This is a genomic window from Ectopseudomonas composti, assembly GCF_001567565.1.
GTDB classification, from domain to species: domain Bacteria; phylum Pseudomonadota; class Gammaproteobacteria; order Pseudomonadales; family Pseudomonadaceae; genus Aquipseudomonas; species Aquipseudomonas composti_A.
Window position 1 is genome coordinate 137,766 of record NZ_LSSW01000032.1, and the last position, 19,694, is coordinate 157,459.

Below are 19,694 nucleotides of genomic sequence, written 5' to 3' on the forward strand. Positions count from 1 at the left end.
CGGGCTAAAGCCCGCCCCTTAACCAAACGTCATGCACATACAAGGAATTTCGCGTGCTCACAAAATACTTATACATCGCAGGCTGCATACCATTCCTTGCACTTGGCATCCTGCATACGGTCTACACAATCACAGACACGTACAAGCCTAAAAAGCTAATACCATACAAATCTGGCGTTATGAGCCTCATGAAAGAGTCGACCTTAGCTATAACAAAAGAAACAAATATGTGGCGTGCATGGGTTGGCTTTAATATCAGTCACGGCATCGGCATACTATTTTTCTCACTCACTTATTTATATTTATCAACCTTCTATACTTCCTTCTTGGAAAGCTCCCTCTTTTTCATGAGCGCTGCGCCAATCATTTCATTAACATATTTCATACTGTCTAAAAAATATTGGTTTAGCATACCCGCCATAGGGTCAGCTATCGGTCTACTGTGTTTCGTTGCAGGGGCATTGACGCAGGTATATGCATAACATGTTGTTTAAGCCGTTCGCTTCGCTCACTCGGGACAGGCTAAAGCCCGCCCCTTAAACAAACGCTAGGCATTAGCAATGCACGAGATCCTTCAACTCATATTAGATTGGCTAAGCACCAAGCAAGGGAGCGGCCCGCGAAACGGCTATGGCTGGGAAATAATTGTTATTACTGCTTTTGCCGTGGGCGGCCTTTTAAAAGCACGTGAAAATCATTCGAAAAAAATCTCACTTAAATATAGAACATCCCAGAAACTATTAAATAACGACCTGACCGCAGATATCCTTTCAGGTAACGGAAAAAATTCAACTCACATCAGTGCCAAGCTAGAAAAAATTGGAAACAGCTATATAGTTACAACTTATGATGCAGCCAGTCCAGAAGCAGGGAGAGTCCAAGAATTCTGCAACCTTGATGAAGTAGAAAAGTTTCTGGAGAAAGAAACCATCTTCAGATTATCGGACTTCAGTGAATCTCGCCGAGTAGCCTAACACCTAGTATTCAAACCGTTCGCTTCGCTCACTGGGGCGGGCTAAAACCAAAAGTTAGGCCGCAGAGGACGTCCAACACTAATCCGCACGGGAGAGATGCATGTTTGATCACTTGGGTATCGGGGTTACCAGCCTGGCCGAAAGCAGGTCCTTCTTCCTGAAGGCATTGCAACCACTGGGCGTCTCCGTCGCCATGGAAGGGCCTCACAGCGTTGGAATCGGCCGCAACGGCAAGCCGTCGCTCTGGCTCTGCGAGTCCTCGGAGAAGCCTACTCATCTCCACATCGCCATCACGGCCCAGAATCGCATGGAAGTAGGTGCGTTCTATGAGGCTGCGCTGGCCGCAGGCGGAAAGGACAACGGTCCTCCTGGGCTGCGTCCGCATTACCATGCGAACTACTACGGCGCGTTCGTCATCGGCCCAGATGGACACAACATCGAAGCGGTTTGTCATCTACCGGCCTAGGGCCTGTTCAAGTGTACGCAAACATTTGCGTGTCTTGAGCAGCCGTCGCTCATGGCCGACGCCCACTCGCACGGATCGCCATCGACGGTCCAGCTCTAAAGATCAGGCAAAAGGAACATATTTTTTAGCCATATCAACGCTATGGAGAGGTTGCGTTGATGACATAAAAACAGGGAAAAATCGAATATGAATAAATCCCCTTTTCGCTCAATTAATATCATATAACAAGGGATTCAATTCGTTCGCTGGCACTGGCTAAGGCCCGCCACTTAACCTAGGGTTACAGCGCACAGCACGCTACCAAGGGTCGACTCGATGAAGGTAAAAAGAATAATTTCAAATGTGGCGACAGCAGACACAGATGAAGCCAGTAAATTTTATGAACGCGTCTTCGACCTCAAACTCATCATGGATCACGGCTGGATAAAAACTTTTACTTCCGGTGAAAAAATGGAAGTACAGATCAGTGTCGCTTATGAAGGCGGATCAGGAACACCCGTTCCGGATTTATCTATAGAGGTAGACGATCTTGACCTTGTGCTGGAGCGAATAACCGCTGAAAACATTCACATCGAGTACGGCCCCGTATCAGAACCTTGGGGCGTTCGCAGGTTTTATGTTCGTGATCCATTTGGAAAACTAATAAATGTGCTTCAGCATGAATAGCGCAAGATTTGCGCTGCAAAAAATGGCCACTCTGCAGTTCGCGCGGCAATTGATCTCGGGAATCAAAATCTAGGCATGCAGGCCCGGCGCTCAGCAAATAGCCCGGACAATCACTACGCAGCTAAACAGCCCGGAAGCTTCGCGGCTGAAGCGGCTCCTACAGCGCAATCTAGGCGGGTAATGCCAGCAGCACTTCCACACCACCTTCGACATTACCAATCTGCAGTTCGCCACCATGCAACTCGGCCACTTCCTGCACGAAGTTCAGCCCCAGTCCGGTGCTCTTGCGGCCGCCGTTGGGGCGCGGCAGTGAGTAGAAGCGCTCGGTCAGGCGCTCAAGTGCGTACTCGGGAATGGCATCGCCCTGGTTGAACAGGCGCAGCTCGACGCGCTCGCCCTGGCGCTCGGCGGTGATGCGGATAAGCCCGCCGGGCGCGGTGAAGTCCAGGGCGTTATCCAGCAGGTTGGCCAGCGCCTGGCGCAGCAGGAAACGCTCGCCGCGCAGACTGAGGCCTGCGGGTACAACCTGATCGATCTGCAGATTGGCGGCGGTGATACGCGCCTGCTGCGCTTGCAGCAGCTCGTCGACCAGTGGCGCCAACGGCACCGTCACGCGCTCTTCCAGCCCCTGACGTTGTTCAACCTGGGCCAGGTGCAGCAGGCGTTCGATGAGGTTTTGCAGGCGCGCGCTTTCCTGCTGGATATTGGCCACGAAGCGCTGACGCTGCTCGGGCGGCATGTCGCCGTCGAGCAGTTCGGCGGCGCCACGGATCGCGGCCAGCGGGCTTTTCAGTTCGTGAGTCAGGGTATGTACGTAGCGCTCGACATAGGCCTTGCCTTCCAGTTCGGTACGCATACGCTCGACCGCCACGGCCAGTTGCCCCAGCTCGCCGCCGCGCACTTGCGGCGCCTCGGCGCGCTGCCCTTCGCTGACCGCCTGGGCATAGCGGGTGAGCTTGCCCAGCGCCGCGCTGAGCCACCAGGAGAGCGCCGCACCGATCAGCAGGCCGAGGCCGATCAACCCGGCGCCGAGCCAGCCCAGGCGCGTTTGCGAGCGCTCGATATAGGGCTGCAGGGTGCGGTTGGGCTTGGCCACCGAGACCACGCCGATAATCCGTTCGCCGTCCTTGATCGGCGCCGCCACGTACATCACCGAGGAGTCTGGGTCGTTCGGGTCTTCACGGGTCGAGCGCGCGCCGTACTGACCGCGCAGGGTCAGCAGCACGTCGTTCCAGCGCGAATAGTCCTGACCAATGGCCTGGCCGGTGGAGTCGAGCAGGACGATGCCCTGGTCGTCGGTGACGTAGATGCGGTGATTGACCTCGGCCTTGGTCAGCCCCCAGATGGTCGCCTGTGGCTGGCGCTGACCATAGGCCGCCAGCGCATCGTTCAGGCGCCCCTGGCCCAGAGTGCCGGCCTTGACCTCGTCACGCAGGATCTCGGCCAGCAGGTTGGCGGTGTCGACCAGGGTTTCCTCGGTGCTCTGACGCACGCCGGGGCGAATCTCGTCCATCACCGTGCTCAGCACGAACCAGCCGGCCAGGCCGACGAACAGGAAGTAGACGAGGAAGATGCGTACGCCCAGCGGCATGGAAGAGCCTCTCTAGGTCTCTGGCTCGTAGCTGTAACCGAGGCCGCGATGGGTCTGGATCGGCTCTTCGCTCGGAGCGATGGCGCGCAGCTTGGCGCGCACACTCTTGATATGACTGTCGATGTTGCGCTCGTAGCCGGCTTCGCTGGCCACGCCGAGGGCATCGAGCAATTGCTCACGGGAATAGACCCGGCGCGGCTGGCCAAGCAGCGTGCGCAGCAGGCGAAATTCGTGGCGGGTCAGGCTCAGTGCCTGGCCGTGGTAGTGAATGCGAAAGGCTGCATCGTCGACCTGGAACAGGTTCGACACGCTGGCCGCCGGCACTTCACGCGGGGCAATACGCTTAAGGATGACCTTGACCCGCGCAGCCACCTCGCGCGGGCTGAAGGGTTTGACCACGTAGTCGTCGGCGCCGATTTCCAGGCCCACCACGCGATCGATTTCCTCGCTGCGCGCGGTAAGGAAGATCACCGGCACCTCGGAGAAACGGCGCAGGCGTTTGCACACTTCGAAACCGCTGATATCGGGCAGGCCAACGTCGAGAATGGCCAGGTCGAAGGCGCCGTCTTCCAGCAGCGTCAGCGCTTCGCCGCCCAGGCTCGACCAGTGCGTGACGAAGCCTTCGGCCTGCAGGGCATAGACCAGCGTATCGGCAATCGCGGCTTCGTCTTCGACTATGAGTATCTGCGGCATCGGGCGTCCTGCACCTGGGGGCGACGGCAGGAGACTGCCGGGGGCCGGGGCGTGCGTCAAGGCTCAGGCCTGGTATGCGCCTACGCACGAGCTGCGGATTGCATCCGGGCCAGGTTGGCGCCTGGCCATTATCGCGAATGAATTCGTGCCGACACGAAGCGGATGCTCCCGGATCAGGTTCGGAACCGGGAGCGAGCGGGCGGAGGCTCAGTGCTCGCCGCGAATGTACTGCTCCAGCTGGCGGATCAGGTCAGCCTGCTCGGCGATGGTTTCCTTGACCAGGTCACCGATGGAAAGCAAGCCGATCAGCTCACCTTCAGCCAGCACCGGCAGGTGGCGAAGACGGCGTTCGGTCATCAGCTCCATACAGTGCTGCAGGCTGTCGCGTGCGCCGACGGTGATCACGTCGCGGGTCATGATTTCGCTGACCTTGGCGCCCAGCATGGAGCGCTCGGCCAGGGCGACCTTGCGCACGTAGTCACGCTCGCTGACGATGCCCACCAGGCGCCCGCCGGACATCACCACCAGGGCGCCGATGCCCTTCTCTGCCATGATGCGCAGGCCGTCGAGCAGGGAATCATCTGCGTCGATGCTGTAGAGAAGGGCGTTTGACTTGGTTCTGAGGACTTCGGCAACCGTTTTCATGCTGGGGCTCCGTGTTGTTTGCATTGTTTTTAGCAGAGTTGGCCAGCCAGGTCAGCCTCGACCTCAGTCGAGACTGAAGCGTCCGGTATTTTGCGCCAACCCCTGGCTGCCCCTGCGCAGCTGTTCCGCGGCGCTGCTCACGGCCTGGGCGCCATCGAGCAGTTGGCCGGCGGCCTGATCGACCTGCTGGATATTGCCACTGACCTCATCGGCGGTGGCCGCCTGCTGCTCGGCGGCCGTGGCGATCTGCGCCAGGCGGTCGCTGACGCGCTGCACCGAATCGACGATGTTCTGCAGCTCATCGCCCATGGCCAACACGCTGCCGATGTCGCCATCGGCCTGACTGCAGGCTTCCTCCATCAGGGTGACCGACTGGCCGACCACGCGCTGCAGGTTGTCCACGGTCTGGGCGATTTCCTGGGTCGAGTCCTGGGTGCGTTTGGACAGCGAGCGCACTTCGTCGGCGACCACGGCGAAACCGCGACCGGCCTCCCCCGCACGCGCCGCCTCGATGGCAGCGTTGAGCGCCAGCAGGTTGGTCTGCTCGGCGATGCCCTTGATCACCTCGACCACACGGTTGATCTGCTGGGTCTGGTCACGCAGTTGTTGCAACGCCGCCGCGCTGTCGCCCAGGCGAGCGCTGAGGTGGCGCATGCTGGCACTGGTGCGCTCGCTACGCTGGTTGCTGCCGAGCGCCACCTCACGGGTCTGCTGCGCCTCCAGCGACGCCTGCTCGCAGCTCTGCGCCACGCTCTGCGCCGTGGCAGCCATCTGCGTCGCCGCGGTGGCGATCTGGCTCATCTGCGCTTGCTGCTGCTCGACGGCGTCGAGCGCATCGCGCGCCTGGCCACCGAGTAGCTGTACCGTGCCTTCCAGCTGCTGGCTTTCGTGGTTGACGCCCTGCAGCGAGTCGCGCATCTGCTCGACGGCGGTATTCAGTGCCTGGGCGATGGCAGCCAGATCATCACGACCGTTGACCTCCATGCGCACGCGCAGGTCGCCATCACGCAGCCTCCGGGCAGCATCGATGATGTTGCTGGTGCTGATGCGGATCGAAGCGTTCAGGCACATCAGCACGTACATCGCCAGCAGGGTCAGAACGCTGAAAGCACCGACCACCTCGATCATCGACCACAGCGCCCGCTGCCGGTAGTGGCCGAGGCTGGCGGAAAACTGCAGATAGAGCGCTTGCTGCAGTCCTTGCAGCTGAGTTTCCAGGCTTTCGACGCGCTGGACGAACTGCTCGGGCGTCAGCGCCATGGGGCTGGACTCGAACATGTCGCGGTCGATCTGGGCGAGGAATTCGTCGAACGCCTTGAGCGAGGCATCGAAGGGCTCGCTCAGTTGGCGCATGGCTCGCGGCGCCTCGCGCGACAGGGTGATCTGCGCCTTGACCAGCTGCGCCCTTTGCTCGTCCAGGTTGCGCCGCAGATCGCGGATCAGCACACGGCTCTGCAGGGTGAAGTGCTGCGAGACCACGGCGCCGTGGCCCTGAGCGGCGAAGGTGCCGAGCTGTTCGAGCAGGCGCGGCATGATGTAGGTGATCTGCTCCATCATCAGGTAGGTATCGAGGCGCGGATCGAGGATCAGCGCGCTGTCGGTTGCCACCTGCTCGCGCAGGGCGATCAGCGACAGCAGCGCCTTCTGGTAACGCTCCAGCGCATCGGGCAGGGGAACCTTGGTCAGCCCGGCGGCGCGCAAACCGTCGCGCTCGTCCTGCAAGGCCTGAAAATGCTGGCGCGCCTGGTCGCTGATCAGCTCGCTCTGTAGCGGCTCGGCCGCTTGCTGCAGCGCCTCGTCGAGCTTGCCTTCGCGCTGCAGCAACAGGCCCTGCGCGGCATCCTCGGTGCCTTTCCAGCGTGCCAGCAGGGTGCGCTGGGCGATCAGCTCTTGCTGCACCTGCGCCATGCGCTCCAGCGCTTGCGCACCTTCCACTTCAGAATCCACGGACTGCAGGCGCGACAGGTAGTCACTGCCGATGATCCACAGCGCGTAGCCCAGCGGAAGCGCGAACAACAGGAACACCAGCTGGAACTTGCGAGCAAAACTGAAACGCTGCAACAGCCGTACACCCGGCTTGAGTACTCCCGTCATAGCGACACCTCAACGACCTAAAGGGCCTACAGGCCTGGAAAGCATCTATACGAAGCAAAAAACAGGCCCGACGCCCCTTAGAGCAAGGAAGTGGTCACTGGGCACTCTCGCCGAGTGTACTGGCCAATGGGTATTAGCCTTTCCCGAAATGCGACAATTAACTCAGCATTGGGGACGATCGCGGGTGTAGCGTTCGGCAGGATCCACTGCCGCACCAAGATCGCGCATGGCACTGGCGCCAATCAACAGCGGGTAGCTGAAGGTACTGCGGTCGGTCAGGTTGACCTCGATGGTGCGCTCTTCCTCGCCCAGGCAGATCGGCATTTCGACCACCGGGCGCTGCGAGTAGGCGACTTCCTTGGCCTCGGTGTCACCTTCCTCGGTGCGCTTCTTGATCTCGGCGATGCGTACCAGCGGGTGCTCGTAAACCGTGTTCTCGGCGCCGTCGACAGCCAGGCGAAAGCGTACCCAGTCCTCGCCGTCGCGCTTGAAGGGTTCGATGTCCTTGGCTGACAGCGAGGCGGTCATCGCGCCGGTATCCATCTTGGCCTTGAGGGTCTGGCCCAGAGCGGGGAGCTTGATCAGTTCGTAGCGGCCGTAAAGGTCCGGTTGTTCATCGGCCATGGCAGGCAGACTGATCGCGGCGGCCAGCAGAAGCAGAGCGTATTTCAAGGTTCGGTCCTCTCGTTTGCGGTGACCGAACCTCCGACTGCTGCGCGCCTGTCATGTTCCGCCGAAAGCGTTACAGCGTGCTGCATGCGCCAGGTATTTTCTAACCGGGTGTTGCACCCGAACTAGCGACCGCGCCCCTCCAGCTCCATCCCGGACCACAGCTCGTCGAGCCGTTCGAAGCCCCATTCCTCGGCCGATTCACGGCCGACGATGCGGTCCTGATCGGTGATCTTGCTCAGGTCCACGACGCTCTGCGGCAGCGGCAGACGCGACTTGGCCGAGAAGAACACCTTGACCCTGGGCGCCAGCAACGCCTTGGGGTTCTGCTCGATGACCACGGCCAGGCGCCCGCTCTGCAAGCGCACCAGCGCGCCGACCGGGTAGATGCCGACGGTCTTGACGAAAGCCTGGAACACCACCTCGTCGAAGTGCCCCTTCCACTCGGCCATCTTGCGGATCGACTCGGCCGGGTCCCAGCCCTGCTTGTACGGACGGTTCGAGGTGATGGCGTCATACACGTCGCAGACCGCGCCCATCTTCGCCAGCAGGCTGATCTGTTCGCCCTGCAGGTGATGCGGATAACCGCTGCCGTCGACCTTTTCGTGGTGATGCAGACAGACATCGAGCACCAGAGCGCTGACCTGCTTGCTGGCGATCAGAATGCTGCCCCCCTCCTCCGGGTGCTTGCGTATCGCGGCGAACTCGCTGTCGCTTAGCTTGCCGGGTTTGTCCAGCAGGTCCTGCGGTACCGCCATCTTGCCAATGTCATGCAGCAGGCCGGCCAGGCCGGCCTCGCGCACGGCAGCCTCAGGCAGGCCGAGTTGCCGCGCCAAAGCAATCATCAGCGCACACACGGCCACCGAGTGCATGTAGGTGTATTCGTTGCTGTGCTTGAGCCTTGCCAGGCTGATCAGCGCATTGGGATGGCGCATGACCGACTTGGAGATCTCCTCGACCAGCAACTCCGCCTGCTCGAACTGCAGCGCCTGGCCCATGCGCGCATCGCTGAACATTTCCATTACCGCCTGCTTGGAGCGCGCGCAGAGCTTCATTGCCTGCTCCAGCTCCTGCTCCATGGACAGCACCTTGACCTTGGGTGGTTCGATGGCCGCCAGAAGACGCGCCTGCGCCTCACACTCCACCTCGGCCTCGGTTGCAGCCTGTACACCTGCCGCGACATCCTCACCCTTGCTGACATCGATCCACAATTCGCTGATCGCGCTGTCGCGAATGCGGGCGAGATCCTTGTCGGAGTTGAGAACGAACTTGGACTTCCAGAACGGGTGATCCATCCAGGAACCGCAAAACTCTTGGATATACATGCCGATACGCAGATCGGCCACTGCAATGCGTTTCAACATCGAGTCAATCCAGAACAGGTTGGCGGGAGGGTCCGCGGCCAATGCCCGTGCATTGTCGGACAATCCACTTAGATTTCACACTGACCAGCATCAAGGCCTTGCCAGTTAATAGCCATAGGCTATCAGTCGTAATTTTGAGACAAATTCTGCAGGTGCTTATGATGGTAGCTTCGCGCCTGCCGAGGAGTTGATATGCGCCCCCTGCTGACCGGCCTACTCAATATAGCTCTACTGCTGAGCAACACCCTGCTGCTGATCGGCCCGCTGCTGCTGATCGCCCTGGGCAAGTTCGTCCTGCCGGGACAAACCGCGCGTCGCGCCTGCTCGCGCGGGGTGATGTGGGTGGCCGAATTCTGGGCGGAAAACTGCAAACGCACCTTCGCTCTGCTCACCCCGACGCACTGGGACATTCGCGGCAACGCCGAACTGCGCCGCGATGCCTCCTATCTGGTGATCAGCAACCATCAGTCGTGGGTCGACATTCCGGCACTGGTGCAGGCGTTCAACCGCAAGACGCCCTATTTCAAGTTCTTCCTCAAGCAGGAGCTGATCTGGGTGCCGCTGCTCGGTCTGGCCTTCTGGGCCTTGGACTATCCCTTCATGAAGCGCTACTCCAAGGCCTTCCTGGCGAAGAATCCGCATATGCAGGGCAAGGATCTGGAGATCACCAAGGCCGCCTGCGAGAAGTTCAAGCACCTACCAGTCACCGTGGTCAACTATCTGGAGGGCACCCGTTTCACCCCAGCCAAGCAGGCCCAGCAGCAATCGCCCTATCGCTACCTGCTCAAGCCCAAGGCCGGCGGCGTGGCCTTCGTCCTCGCAGCCCTTGGCGAACAGATCGACGCGGTGCTGGACGTCACCCTGGTCTACCCCGGCAAACGGGTGCCCGGGTTCTGGACGCTGCTCAGCGGCCAGGTCCCCGAGGTGATCATCGACATCCAGACGCGCGAACTCGACCCGAGCTTGTGGCAGGGCGATTACGAGAACGACCCCGCGTTTCGCCAGCAGATGCAGCGTTGGGTATCGGAGCTGTGGCAAGCCAAGGACAACCGAATCGATGAGTTGCGCAACGAACGCAGCTGACAGGTCGAGGGGGCGCGCTCACAGCAGCGGCGTCATTCGGATTTCCGAACGCACAGCCCGGCAATAGTCGGAACGGCGAACGGAAACATCAGCCGCCTCGCTCGAGCAACAGAACAAAATCAATATAAAACAAACATTTATCTTAAATTCGAACACCTCGAAAGTGCTGGCATGCAACCTGCTCAAGTCACTTCAGGAATGCGATAGACATTCCCTGAGCAAAGTGGCGTGACCGCGCCATCACAACAACATCGAGGACTCGATTCATGCGTACCTTCCACCGTGTACTGGGCGTGGCCATCGCCGCAGCTGTTCTTTCCACTCCAGTGATCGCCGAGGAGCTGACCGGCACCCTGAAGAAGATCAAGGACTCCGGCACCATCACCCTGGGCCATCGCGACTCGTCCATTCCCTTCTCCTACTTCGGCGACAACTCGCGCCAGCCGATCGGCTACTCCCACGACCTGCAGTTGAAAGTGGTCGAGGCGCTGAAGCAGGAACTGGGCATGCCTGACCTCAAGGTGCGCTACAACCTGGTGACCTCGCAGACCCGCATCCCGCTGGTGCAGAACGGTACCGTGGACCTGGAGTGCGGCTCCACCACCAACAATATCGAGCGCCAGCAGCAGGTCGACTTCTCCGTTGGCATCTTCGAGGTCGGCACCCGCCTGCTGACCAAGAAGACCAGCGGTATCAAGGATTTCGAAGACCTCAAGGGCAAGAACGTGGTGACCACCGCCGGTACCACCTCCGAGCGCCTGATCAAGTCGATGAACGCCGAGAAGAAGATGGGCATGAACGTGATTTCCGCCAAGGATCACGGCGAGTCCTTCCTGATGCTCGAATCCAACCGCGCCGTCGCCTTCATGATGGACGACGCCCTGCTCGCCGGCGAAATGGCCAAGGCCAAGAAGCCGGACGACTGGGCCGTGGTCGGCACCCCGCAATCCTTCGAGATCTACGGCTGCATGGTGCGCAAGGGTGATGCGGGCTTCAAGCAAGTGGTCGACAAGGCCATCAGCGCCACCTTCGCCTCTGGCGAGATCAACGGTATCTACGACAAGTGGTTCCAGCAGCCCGTACCACCGAAGGGCCTGAACCTGAACTTCCCCATGAGCGACGAGCTGAAGAAGCTGATCGCCGAACCGACCGACAAGTCTGCAGAACAGATCTGACGGTGATGCGCCGCCACGCTCACGAGGCGTGACGGCCCGGGGACTCCGGGGAAGCCACTGGCTTCCCCAACCTAATTTCTGACGAAGCCGAGACCGTCCGCCTGAGCGGACAGGGGCAGCCGTTGCCCGCTCTCACGCTTCGTCATCGTAGCCGTACTGACGATCTGGCGAGCTGAAGCCGCTTGACTCGCGTTGCTCACCCTCCGGGCCAGCCTGCGGCTGTTACTCCCGTTGGTCGTAGCAACGCAGCAGAGCCGACGCACAGCAGATCGCATCCTCACCCGAGGGAACCCGCAATGAATTACAACTGGGACTGGGGCATCTACTTCAAGTCCACCGGTATCGGCAGCGAGACCTATCTGGACTGGTTCATCACCGGCCTGGGCTGGACCATCGCCATCGCCCTGGCCGGCTGGATCATCGCCCTGGCGCTGGGCTCGCTGCTCGGCGTGATGCGTACCTTGCCAAACCGCTGGCTGTCCGGCCTGGCCACCGCCTACGTGGAAGTCTTCCGCAACGTGCCGCTGCTGGTGCAGCTGTTCCTCTGGTACTTCCTGGTGCCGGACCTGCTGCCCGAACCGCTGGAACTGTGGTTCAAGCAGGATCTCAACCCGGCCACCTCGGCCTACCTCTCGGTGGTGGTGTGCCTCGGCCTGTTCACCGCCGCCAGGGTCTGCGAGCAGGTACGCACCGGCATCGAGGCGCTGCCCAAGGGCCAGACCGCCGCGGCCTACGCCATGGGTTTTCGCCTGCCGCAGATCTACACCAACGTGCTGCTGCCGCAGGCCTACCGCATCATCATTCCGCCGCTGACCAGCGAGTTCCTCAACATCTTCAAGAACTCCTCGGTAGCGTCGCTCATCGGCCTCATGGAACTGCTGGCGCAGACCAAGCAGACCGCCGAGTTCAGCGCCAACCTGTTCGAGGCCTTCACCCTGGCCACCCTGATCTACTTCACCCTGAACATGAGCCTGATGATGATCATGCGCATGATCGAGAAGAAGGTCGCCGTGCCGGGCCTGATTTCCGTAGGGGGTAAATGATGGATTTCTCCGCGATCCTCCCGGCCCTTCCGGGCCTGTGGGACGGCATGCTGGTGACCCTGCAACTGATGGTACTGGGCGTGCTTGGCGGCGTAGTGCTGGGCACCCTGCTGGCGCTGATGCGCCTGTCGCACAGCAAGTTGCTGGCGAACATTGCCGCCGCCTACGTCAACTACTTCCGCTCCATCCCGCTGCTGCTGGTGATCACCTGGTTCTACTTCGCGGTGCCGTTCATCCTGCGCTGGATCACGGGTGAGGACACTCCGGTCGGGGCGTTCAGCTCGTGCCTGGTGGCCTTCGTGATGTTCGAGGCGGCCTACTTCTGCGAGATCGTCCGTGCCGGTATCCAGGCCATCCCCAAGGGGCAGATGGGCGCCGCCTCGGCCCTGGGCATGACTTACGGGCAGAGCATGCGCCTGATCATCCTGCCGCAGGCCTTCCGCAAGATGACCCCGCTGCTGCTGCAGCAGAGCATCATCCTCTTTCAGGACACCTCGCTGGTGTACACCGTGGGCCTGATGGACTTCCTCAACGCCGCTCGCTCGCGTGGCGACATCATTGGCCAGCCCCATGAATTTCTGATCTTCGCCGGCCTGGTCTACTTCACCATCAGCTTCGCCGCCTCGCGCCTGGTCAAGCTCCTGCAAAAAAGGTTAGCCGTATGATTTCCATCCAGAACGTCAACAAGTGGTACGGGGACTTCCAGGTGCTGACCAATTGCAGCACCGAGGTGAAGAAAGGCGAAGTGGTCGTGGTGTGCGGGCCGTCCGGCTCGGGCAAGTCGACCCTGATCAAGTGCGTCAACGCCCTGGAGCCCTTCCAGCAGGGTGACATCGACGTCGACGGCACGTCCATCGCCGACAAGAAGACCAACCTGCCCAAGCTGCGCTCGCGCGTGGGCATGGTGTTCCAGCACTTCGAGCTGTTCCCGCACCTGACCATCACCGAGAACCTGACCATCGCCCAGATCAAGGTGCTCGGCCGCAGCAAGGCCGAGGCCGAAAAGAAGGGCCTGGCCCTGCTCGACCGCGTCGGCCTGGCTGCCCATGCGCACAAACACCCTGGCCAGCTCTCCGGTGGTCAGCAGCAGCGCGTGGCCATCGCCCGCGCCCTGGCCATGGATCCGGTGGTGATGCTGTTCGATGAGCCGACCTCGGCGCTCGACCCGGAGATGGTCAACGAAGTACTCGACGTGATGGTGCAACTGGCCCAGGAAGGCATGACCATGATGTGCGTGACCCACGAGATGGGGTTCGCACGCAAGGTCGCCGACCGGGTGATCTTCATGGACGCCGGGCAGATCGTCGAAGACTGCCCCAAGGAGGAGTTCTTCGGCGACATCAACGCGCGCTCCGAGCGCGCCCAGCAGTTCCTGGCGAAGATCCTCCAGCACTGACTAGCCAGCCGGGGTGCGCCACGCGCACCAATGCCCACGCACCACAGCCGGTGCGCGCGGCGCACCCTGGGTGTTGGCAACTGGCCAGTTCAGGACGACTATGATGCAATGCCTGTCCGCCAGTCCTCGCGCCAATCTGATCGTGAAACCGCGTCTGCTCCGTCACCTGTCGCTGATTCTGCTGTTCCTGCTGCTGGTGCTCGGCTGCGGCTACGCCGGCTATCACATCAGTGACCGCAACGGCATCCGCGCGCTGGCCGAAAACGGTGAGCGCCAGCTGGAGCTCAATGCGCGCGCGGTGGAAAGCGAAATCACCAAATACACCTACCTGCCCAGCCTGCTGGAGCTGGAAGGCAATGTCTCGCGCCTGGCGCTGTCACCCACCGCCTACCGCCGGCATCACGTCAACGTGTACCTGCAGGGGCTCAACGAGCGCGCCGGCAGCCTCGCCATCTACGTGCTCGACCCGGACGGCCGGGTGATCGCCACCAGCAACTGGGACAAGGCCGACAGCTATCTCGGCGAAGACCTGTCCTTCCGTGCCTACTACCAGGAGGCCATCAAGGGCCGCCCGGGCCGTTTATACGGCCTTGGCAGTACCACGGGCGAGCCCGGCTACTACCTGGCCCATGGCCTGCGCGACGGTGATCGCATCATCGGCGTGGCGGTGGTCAAGGTGCGCCTCGACACCCTCGAGGAGCGTTGGCAGCGCGCCCTGCTGGACGCCTACGTCAGCGACGAGAACGGCGTCATCATCCTCGCCAGCGACCCGATGGTGCGCCTCAAGACCGTGCGCCCGCTGGACGATGCCACCAAGGAACGCCTGGCGCGAAGCCTGCAGTATCACTGGGCAGCGCTGGAAGAGTTGCAGCTGTTCAATCGCTCGCTAATGGACGACGGCATCGAGCGGGTCAGCTTCGCCACCGGCGGCGTACCCACCGACTACCTGCTGCAGACCCGCCGCCTGGAACACACGCCCTGGCACCTGACCCTGCTCAGCCCCTTGCAGGAACAACGCAGCGCAGCCATGAGCCATGCCATGCTGGCGGCCGTGGTGACGGCTCTGCTGGCCTTTCTGCTGATTGCCTGGAACGAGCGGCGCAAGGTGATCGCCACCCGCCTGGCCGCCCGCGAGGCGCTGCAGGCGGCCAACGATGAGCTGGAGCGCAAGATCACCGAGCGCACCGCCGACCTGCAGGCCAGCAACGAACGCCTGCAAGCCGAGGTTCGCGAGCGCAAGCAGGCCGAAACCACCCTGCGTCAGGCCCAGGACGAGCTGGTGCAGGCCGGCAAGCTGGCGGTGATCGGGCAGATGTCCACCAGCATCGCCCACGAGTTGAATCAGCCGCTGGCGGCCTTGCGCACGCTGTCGGGCAATGCCGTGCGCTTTCTCCAGCGTGGCGCACTCGACGTCGCCAGCAGCAATCTGCAGAACATCGGCGAACTGGTCGACCGCATGGGCAAGATCACCGCCAGCCTGCGTGCCTTCGCCCGGCGCACCGGTGACAACGGCGAGGCCTCGCTGCTGAAGGCCGTGGATGCCGCCACCATGCTCCTGCAGCCGCGCCTGCAACGTACCAGCATGACCATCCATCGCGACTTCGCGGAAGCGCGCCTGGCCATCGAGCAGATCCGCCTGGAACAGATCCTGGTCAACCTGATCAGCAACGCCCTCGACGCCATGCGCGAGCAGGTCGACCGCCAGCTATGGCTGAGCGGCAGCGCTGATGCCAACGGCTACCAGCTGGAGGTCCGCGACAACGGTCCCGGCATTGCACCGGAAACCCGCGTGCACCTGTTCGAGCCGTTCTTCACCACCAAGCCTGGCGAACAGGGCCTGGGCCTCGGCCTGACCCTGTCCGCCAGCCTGGCCGCCGCAGCAGGCGGCAGCCTCACCGTACGCCACCCGGACGAAGGCGGTACCGCTTTCATCCTCAGCCTGCCCTACCCGCCGGAGCCCAACACATGAGCGAGAGCCTCACCGTTCTGATCGTCGAAGACGATCCCCATGTGCTGCTCGGCTGCCAGCAGGCGCTGGCCCTGGAAGATATCGACAGCATCGGCGTGGCCAGCGCCGAGGAAGCCCTGCAGCGCGTCGACGAGGATTTCGCCGGCATCGTCATCAGCGACATCCGCCTGCCTGGCACTGATGGCCTGGAGCTGCTCACGCGTCTCAAACAGCGCGACGCCAGCCTGCCGGTGGTGCTGATCACCGGCCACGGCGATATCGGTATGGCCGTCAGCGCGATGCGCGATGGCGCCTATGACTTCATGGAAAAACCCTTCTCCCCCGAGCGTCTGGTCGACGTCGTGCGCCGCGCGCTGGAACAGCGCAGCCTGGCCCGCGAAGTCAGCGCGCTACGGCGCCAGCTGGCCGGGCGCCAAGCGCTGGAGCAGCGCATCATCGGTCGCTCGCCGGCCATGCAGCAGCTGCGTGAACTGATCGCCAACGTCGCCGATACCAACGCCAACGTGCTGATCGAGGGCGAAACCGGCACCGGCAAGGAACTGATCGCGCGCTGCCTGCACGACTTCAGCCGACGCCAGAGCAAACAGTTCGTCGCCCTCAACTGCGGTGGCCTGCCGGAGAGCCTGTTCGAGAGCGAGATATTCGGCCACGAAGCACACGCCTTCACCGGCGCCAGCAAGCGCCGTATCGGCAAGATCGAGCACGCTGACGGCGGCAGCCTGTTTCTCGACGAGATCGAGAGCATGCCGCTGGCCCTGCAGATCAAGCTGCTGCGCGTGCTGCAGGAGCACAGCCTGGAACGCCTTGGTTCGAATCAGTCGATCAACGTCGACTGCCGGGTGATCGCGGCCACCAAATCCGACCTCGACGAGTTGGGCAAACGCGGCGAGTTTCGTAGCGACCTCTACTACCGCCTCAACGTGGTGACCCTGGAGCTGCCACCACTGCGTGAGCGCCGCGAGGACATCGCGCTGCTGTTCGAACACTTTCTGCAACTCGCTGCCTTGCGCTTCGATCGTGGCGTGCCGGAACTGGATCGGCCCACCCTGGCCGCCCTCACCGCGCACGACTGGCCCGGCAACGTGCGCGAACTGCGGAACGTCGCCGAGCGCTTTGCCCTCGGCCTGCCGGTGTTCAAGAAAAGCGGCCAGGCCGACAGCAATGCGCTGGGCTTCAACGAGGCCGTGGAGGCCTTCGAACGCAACCTGCTGGGCGCGGCCCTGGAACGCCACGACGGCAACCTAAGCCAGGCGGCGCAGGCACTGGGGCTGGCCAAGACCACGCTGTTCGACAAGGTCAGGAAGTACGGGCTGTAGGCGCGCGAAGGCAACGGCCGGCAATAGCTGCCACCAGGTAAAAGGCTCGGCGCGCGAAGGCAGCGCGAAAAAGAAAAGGGAGCCCGTAGGCTCCCTAAAAAAGGCGCTAACCAATACGCCTTTGCCGTGTAAACAGGCGCACCGCCACCTCGCATAGCCCGGACCAGGGGCTACGCGAATTGCCTACGCCATCACGCCGCGCTGAAGGTCTTGTGCGGGTCGATGACGAATTTCTTCGGCACACCGGCATCGAACTCGCCGTAGCCGCGTGGTGCATCTTCCAGGCTGATGACCTCTACGCCGACGATATCGGCGATGTTGAGGCGGTCCCACATGATGGCCTGCATCAACTGACGGTTGTACTTCATGACCGGGGTCTGACCGGTGTGGAAGCTGTGCGACTTGGCCCAGCCGAGGCCGAAGCGAATGCTCAGGCTGCCGATCTTGGCGGCGGCATCGACCGCACCCGGATCTTCGGTGACGTACAGACCCGGAATACCGATCTGGCCGGCAACGCGGGTGATCTGCATCAGCGAGTTGAGCACGGTGGCCGGAGCCTCGTGCTTGGCGCCTTCATGACCGTGACCACGAGCCTCGAAGCCTACGCAGTCGATGGCGCAATCCACTTCCGGCTCGCCCAGCAATGCGGCGACCTGCTCGTGCAGCGGAGTGTCCAGCGACAGATCGGCGATCTCGAAGCCCTGGGCCTTGGCGTGCGCCAGACGAGCCGGGTTGAGGTCACCGACGATGACCACAGCAGCACCAAGCAGGCGAGCCGAAGCGGCAGCGGCCAGACCGACAGGACCGGCACCGGCGACGTAGACGGTGCTGCCCGGGCCGACGCCCGCGGTGACGGCGCCGTGGTAGCCAGTCGGCAGAATGTCGGACAGGCAGGTCAGGTCACGGATTTTCTCCATGGCCTTGTCGCGATCCGGCAGCTTGAGCAGGTTGAAGTCGGCGTAAGGCACCAGCACGTATTCGGCCTGGCCACCGGTCCAGTCGCCCATGTCGACGTAGCCATAGGCACCGCCGGCACGCGCCGGGTTGACGGTCAGGCACACACCGGTGTGCTGTTCCTTGCAGCTGCGGCAGCGACCGCAAGCGACGTTGAAGGGAACGGAAACCAGATCACCGATCTGCAGACGCTCGACGTCGCGGCCCTTCTCGACCACCTCGCCGGTGATCTCGTGACCCAGCACCAGGCCGACCTGAGCAGTGGTACGACCGCGCACCATGTGCTGGTCGGAGCCGCAGATGTTGGTGGAAACGACTTTCAGGATGACCCCGTGCTCGATCTTCTTGCCGCGCGGGTCCTGCATTTTCGGGTAGTCGATCTTCTGTACTTCGACCTTGCCCGCACCGAGATAAACCACACCACGATTACCAGACATACGTAACTCTCCTTTCTTTTTGTGGACACAAGACGCGACCGATGCCGCGCGGCCTTGCACTGGAGCTTCTTTCGTCTGTTGCCGGTCACCGCCTGTGAAGCCTGGCAGGGCGGTGGCCGAAATATTCCCCGGCTTGCATCCGGGCTACTCTGCACTCCCCTTGGGGGGGCGAGGCGGGACGAGCGGTTACCCGCGTCAGCCCACCTTAAATCCGTGTTTCTCCTCGACGCCCATCAGGCATTGAGCACGACCGTGCGGTTGGCGTTGAGGAACACGCGGCGGTCGATGTGGTAACCCACTGCTCGCGCCAGCGTCAGACATTCGATGTCACGGCCCTTGGCGATCAGGTCTTCAGGGTAGTGCGCGTGATCCACGGCCTCCACGCCCTGCGCAATGATCGGCCCTTCGTCGAGGTCGTTGTTGATGTAGTGCGCCGTGGCGCCGACCAGCTTGACGCCCTTCTGGTAGGCCTGGTGATACGGTTTGGCGCCCTTGAAGCCGGGCAGCAGCGAGTGGTGGATATTGATCGCCCAGCCGTCCAGCTTGCGGCACAGCTCGGGCGACAGCACCTGCATGTAGCGGGCGAGCACCACCAGTTCGGCACCGGTCTCCTCGATCACCTTCAGCACCTTGCGCTCCTGCGACGGCTTGTCGACCGGGTCGAGCGGAAAATGGTGATAGGGAATGCCATGCCAGCGCGCCAGCGGTTCGAGATCCGGGTGGTTGGACACCACCGCCACCACGTCCATGGCCAGTTGGCCAATGCGCTGACGATAGAGCAGGTCGTTCAGGCAGTGATCGGCCTTGGACACCATCAGCACCACCTTGGCGCGATAGCCCGGCGGCGTCAGCTCGACCTGCATGCCGAACGGTGCCAGGCGCTCGGCCACGCCCGCGCGAAAGGCCGCCTCGTCGAAGCCCTCGGGCTGACGAAACTCGACCCTGATGAAGAACCGCGACGACAGCCGATCATCGAAGCTGTTGTGTTCGGTGACGTAGCAACGCTGCTCGAACAAAAAGCGTGTCACCGCATCCACGGTGCCGAGCACGCTCGGGCAATGGGCGGTGAGAATCCAGGTATCGGGGGTGCGGCTCATAACAAACTCCGATGATTTTCACCCCTCTCCCGCTTGCGGGAGAGGGGCCGGGGGAGAGGGCT

General features: G+C 62.0%; 19 protein-coding genes. 11 read left to right on the top strand and 8 right to left on the bottom strand.

The window, feature by feature from the left end; translation table 11 throughout:
• Positions 1-53: 53 nt before the first annotated feature.
• The 4 genes from PCLY_RS25480 to PCLY_RS24700 all read left to right on the top strand — a co-directional run bounded on the left by PCLY_RS25480 (position 54) and on the right by PCLY_RS24700 (position 2,106).
• Positions 54-482 (top strand): LIC_13387 family protein, encoded by a 429-nt coding sequence (locus PCLY_RS25480; RefSeq protein ID WP_463440387.1) that lies wholly within the window; start codon positions 54-56, stop codon positions 480-482.
• A gap of 78 nt (positions 483-560) precedes the next feature.
• Complete coding sequence (locus PCLY_RS24945; RefSeq protein WP_156458652.1) at positions 561-974, top strand: hypothetical protein; 414 nt, start codon at positions 561-563, stop codon at positions 972-974.
• 100 nt (positions 975-1,074) lie between these two features.
• Positions 1,075-1,440 carry a VOC family protein gene (locus tag PCLY_RS23275; protein ID WP_061242782.1) on the top strand — a complete coding sequence of 122 codons (366 nt, stop codon included), beginning with the start codon at positions 1,075-1,077 and terminating at the stop codon, positions 1,438-1,440.
• Between the two features lie 315 nt (positions 1,441-1,755).
• Positions 1,756-2,106 (top strand): VOC family protein, encoded by a 351-nt coding sequence (locus PCLY_RS24700; RefSeq protein WP_082768143.1) that lies wholly within the window; start codon positions 1,756-1,758, stop codon positions 2,104-2,106.
• Between the two features lie 169 nt (positions 2,107-2,275).
• Here PCLY_RS24700 and creC read toward each other — a convergent pair whose 3' ends face one another.
• From creC to PCLY_RS23305, 6 genes are all read right to left on the bottom strand, one after another.
• On the bottom strand, positions 2,276-3,697 hold the full coding sequence (gene creC / locus PCLY_RS23280; RefSeq protein ID WP_061242784.1) for a two-component system sensor histidine kinase CreC: 1,422 nt from the start codon (positions 3,695-3,697) through the stop codon (positions 2,276-2,278).
• Between the two features lie 12 nt (positions 3,698-3,709).
• Positions 3,710-4,390 carry a two-component system response regulator CreB gene (gene creB / locus PCLY_RS23285; protein WP_061242786.1) on the bottom strand — a complete coding sequence of 227 codons (681 nt, stop codon included), beginning with the start codon at positions 4,388-4,390 and terminating at the stop codon, positions 3,710-3,712.
• 207 nt (positions 4,391-4,597) lie between these two features.
• The gene (locus tag PCLY_RS23290; protein ID WP_061242789.1) at positions 4,598-5,035 is read right to left on the bottom strand and encodes a CBS domain-containing protein; all 438 of its coding nucleotides are present in this window, start codon (positions 5,033-5,035) and stop codon (positions 4,598-4,600) included.
• A 63-nt stretch (positions 5,036-5,098) separates the two neighbouring features.
• Entirely contained in the window at positions 5,099-7,129 is a 2,031-nt protein-coding gene (locus PCLY_RS23295; protein ID WP_061242791.1) for a methyl-accepting chemotaxis protein, read from the bottom strand.
• A 162-nt stretch (positions 7,130-7,291) separates the two neighbouring features.
• Positions 7,292-7,801, bottom strand: a complete 510-nt coding sequence (gene rloA2, locus PCLY_RS23300) for a retropepsin-like aspartic peptidase RloA2 (RefSeq protein WP_061242793.1) — start codon at positions 7,799-7,801, stop codon at positions 7,292-7,294.
• Between the two features lie 122 nt (positions 7,802-7,923).
• The gene (locus tag PCLY_RS23305) at positions 7,924-9,162 is read right to left on the bottom strand and encodes an HD-GYP domain-containing protein (protein ID WP_061242795.1); all 1,239 of its coding nucleotides are present in this window, start codon (positions 9,160-9,162) and stop codon (positions 7,924-7,926) included.
• Positions 9,163-9,354: 192 nt separating this feature from the next.
• On the opposite strand from PCLY_RS23305, the gene PCLY_RS23310 reads away from it, so the two are divergent.
• The 7 genes from PCLY_RS23310 (at position 9,355) to aauR (ending at position 17,144) form a co-directional block, all read left to right on the top strand.
• Entirely contained in the window at positions 9,355-10,245 is an 891-nt protein-coding gene (locus tag PCLY_RS23310; RefSeq protein ID WP_061242797.1) for an acyltransferase, read from the top strand.
• Between the two features lie 266 nt (positions 10,246-10,511).
• Positions 10,512-11,420, top strand: a complete 909-nt coding sequence (locus PCLY_RS23315) for a glutamate/aspartate ABC transporter substrate-binding protein (RefSeq protein WP_061242799.1) — start codon at positions 10,512-10,514, stop codon at positions 11,418-11,420.
• A gap of 296 nt (positions 11,421-11,716) precedes the next feature.
• Positions 11,717-12,463, top strand: a complete 747-nt coding sequence (locus PCLY_RS23320) for an amino acid ABC transporter permease (RefSeq protein WP_061242801.1) — start codon at positions 11,717-11,719, stop codon at positions 12,461-12,463.
• On the top strand, positions 12,460-13,128 hold the full coding sequence (locus tag PCLY_RS23325; protein WP_197432234.1) for an amino acid ABC transporter permease: 669 nt from the start codon (positions 12,460-12,462) through the stop codon (positions 13,126-13,128). Before PCLY_RS23320 ends, PCLY_RS23325 begins: the two co-directional genes overlap by 4 nt.
• On the top strand, positions 13,125-13,859 hold the full coding sequence (locus tag PCLY_RS23330) for an amino acid ABC transporter ATP-binding protein (protein WP_061242805.1): 735 nt from the start codon (positions 13,125-13,127) through the stop codon (positions 13,857-13,859). Before PCLY_RS23325 ends, PCLY_RS23330 begins: the two co-directional genes overlap by 4 nt.
• A 100-nt stretch (positions 13,860-13,959) precedes the next feature.
• Positions 13,960-15,828 (top strand): sensor histidine kinase, encoded by a 1,869-nt coding sequence (locus PCLY_RS23335; RefSeq protein WP_061242807.1) that lies wholly within the window; start codon positions 13,960-13,962, stop codon positions 15,826-15,828.
• Positions 15,825-17,144, top strand: a complete 1,320-nt coding sequence (aauR, locus tag PCLY_RS23340; protein ID WP_061242809.1) for a two-component response regulator AauR — start codon at positions 15,825-15,827, stop codon at positions 17,142-17,144. Before PCLY_RS23335 ends, aauR begins: the two co-directional genes overlap by 4 nt.
• 191 nt (positions 17,145-17,335) lie before the next feature.
• On the opposite strand, the gene fdhA is transcribed toward aauR, so the two are convergent.
• On the bottom strand, positions 17,336-18,535 hold the full coding sequence (gene fdhA, locus PCLY_RS23345) for a formaldehyde dehydrogenase, glutathione-independent (RefSeq protein WP_061242811.1): 1,200 nt from the start codon (positions 18,533-18,535) through the stop codon (positions 17,336-17,338).
• A gap of 233 nt (positions 18,536-18,768) precedes the next feature.
• The gene (gene purU, locus PCLY_RS23350) at positions 18,769-19,632 is read right to left on the bottom strand and encodes a formyltetrahydrofolate deformylase (RefSeq protein ID WP_061242813.1); all 864 of its coding nucleotides are present in this window, start codon (positions 19,630-19,632) and stop codon (positions 18,769-18,771) included.
• Positions 19,633-19,694 lie beyond the last annotated feature (62 nt).

What these genes read in the sequence shown, in the direction of transcription:
- PCLY_RS24945 (WP_156458652.1), top strand. Translation starts at nt 561, where the DNA reads ATGCACGAGATCCTTCAACTCATATTAGATTGGCTAAGCACCAAGCAA.
- PCLY_RS23325 (WP_197432234.1), top strand. Translation starts at nt 12,460, where the DNA reads ATGATGGATTTCTCCGCGATCCTCCCGGCCCTTCCGGGCCTGTGGGAC.
- PCLY_RS23305 (WP_061242795.1), bottom strand. Translation starts at nt 9,162, where the DNA reads ATGTTGAAACGCATTGCAGTGGCCGATCTGCGTATCGGCATGTATATC.
- fdhA (WP_061242811.1), bottom strand. Translation starts at nt 18,535, where the DNA reads ATGTCTGGTAATCGTGGTGTGGTTTATCTCGGTGCGGGCAAGGTCGAA.
- PCLY_RS23290 (WP_061242789.1), bottom strand. Translation starts at nt 5,035, where the DNA reads ATGAAAACGGTTGCCGAAGTCCTCAGAACCAAGTCAAACGCCCTTCTC.
- purU (WP_061242813.1), bottom strand. Translation starts at nt 19,632, where the DNA reads ATGAGCCGCACCCCCGATACCTGGATTCTCACCGCCCATTGCCCGAGC.
- PCLY_RS23275 (WP_061242782.1), top strand. Translation starts at nt 1,075, where the DNA reads ATGTTTGATCACTTGGGTATCGGGGTTACCAGCCTGGCCGAAAGCAGG.
- PCLY_RS23335 (WP_061242807.1), top strand. Translation starts at nt 13,960, where the DNA reads ATGATGCAATGCCTGTCCGCCAGTCCTCGCGCCAATCTGATCGTGAAA.
- creB (WP_061242786.1), bottom strand. Translation starts at nt 4,390, where the DNA reads ATGCCGCAGATACTCATAGTCGAAGACGAAGCCGCGATTGCCGATACG.
- PCLY_RS23320 (WP_061242801.1), top strand. Translation starts at nt 11,717, where the DNA reads ATGAATTACAACTGGGACTGGGGCATCTACTTCAAGTCCACCGGTATC.
- PCLY_RS23295 (WP_061242791.1), bottom strand. Translation starts at nt 7,129, where the DNA reads ATGACGGGAGTACTCAAGCCGGGTGTACGGCTGTTGCAGCGTTTCAGT.
- PCLY_RS23330 (WP_061242805.1), top strand. Translation starts at nt 13,125, where the DNA reads ATGATTTCCATCCAGAACGTCAACAAGTGGTACGGGGACTTCCAGGTG.
- PCLY_RS24700 (WP_082768143.1), top strand. Translation starts at nt 1,756, where the DNA reads ATGAAGGTAAAAAGAATAATTTCAAATGTGGCGACAGCAGACACAGAT.
- creC (WP_061242784.1), bottom strand. Translation starts at nt 3,697, where the DNA reads ATGCCGCTGGGCGTACGCATCTTCCTCGTCTACTTCCTGTTCGTCGGC.
- aauR (WP_061242809.1), top strand. Translation starts at nt 15,825, where the DNA reads ATGAGCGAGAGCCTCACCGTTCTGATCGTCGAAGACGATCCCCATGTG.
- PCLY_RS23315 (WP_061242799.1), top strand. Translation starts at nt 10,512, where the DNA reads ATGCGTACCTTCCACCGTGTACTGGGCGTGGCCATCGCCGCAGCTGTT.
- PCLY_RS23310 (WP_061242797.1), top strand. Translation starts at nt 9,355, where the DNA reads ATGCGCCCCCTGCTGACCGGCCTACTCAATATAGCTCTACTGCTGAGC.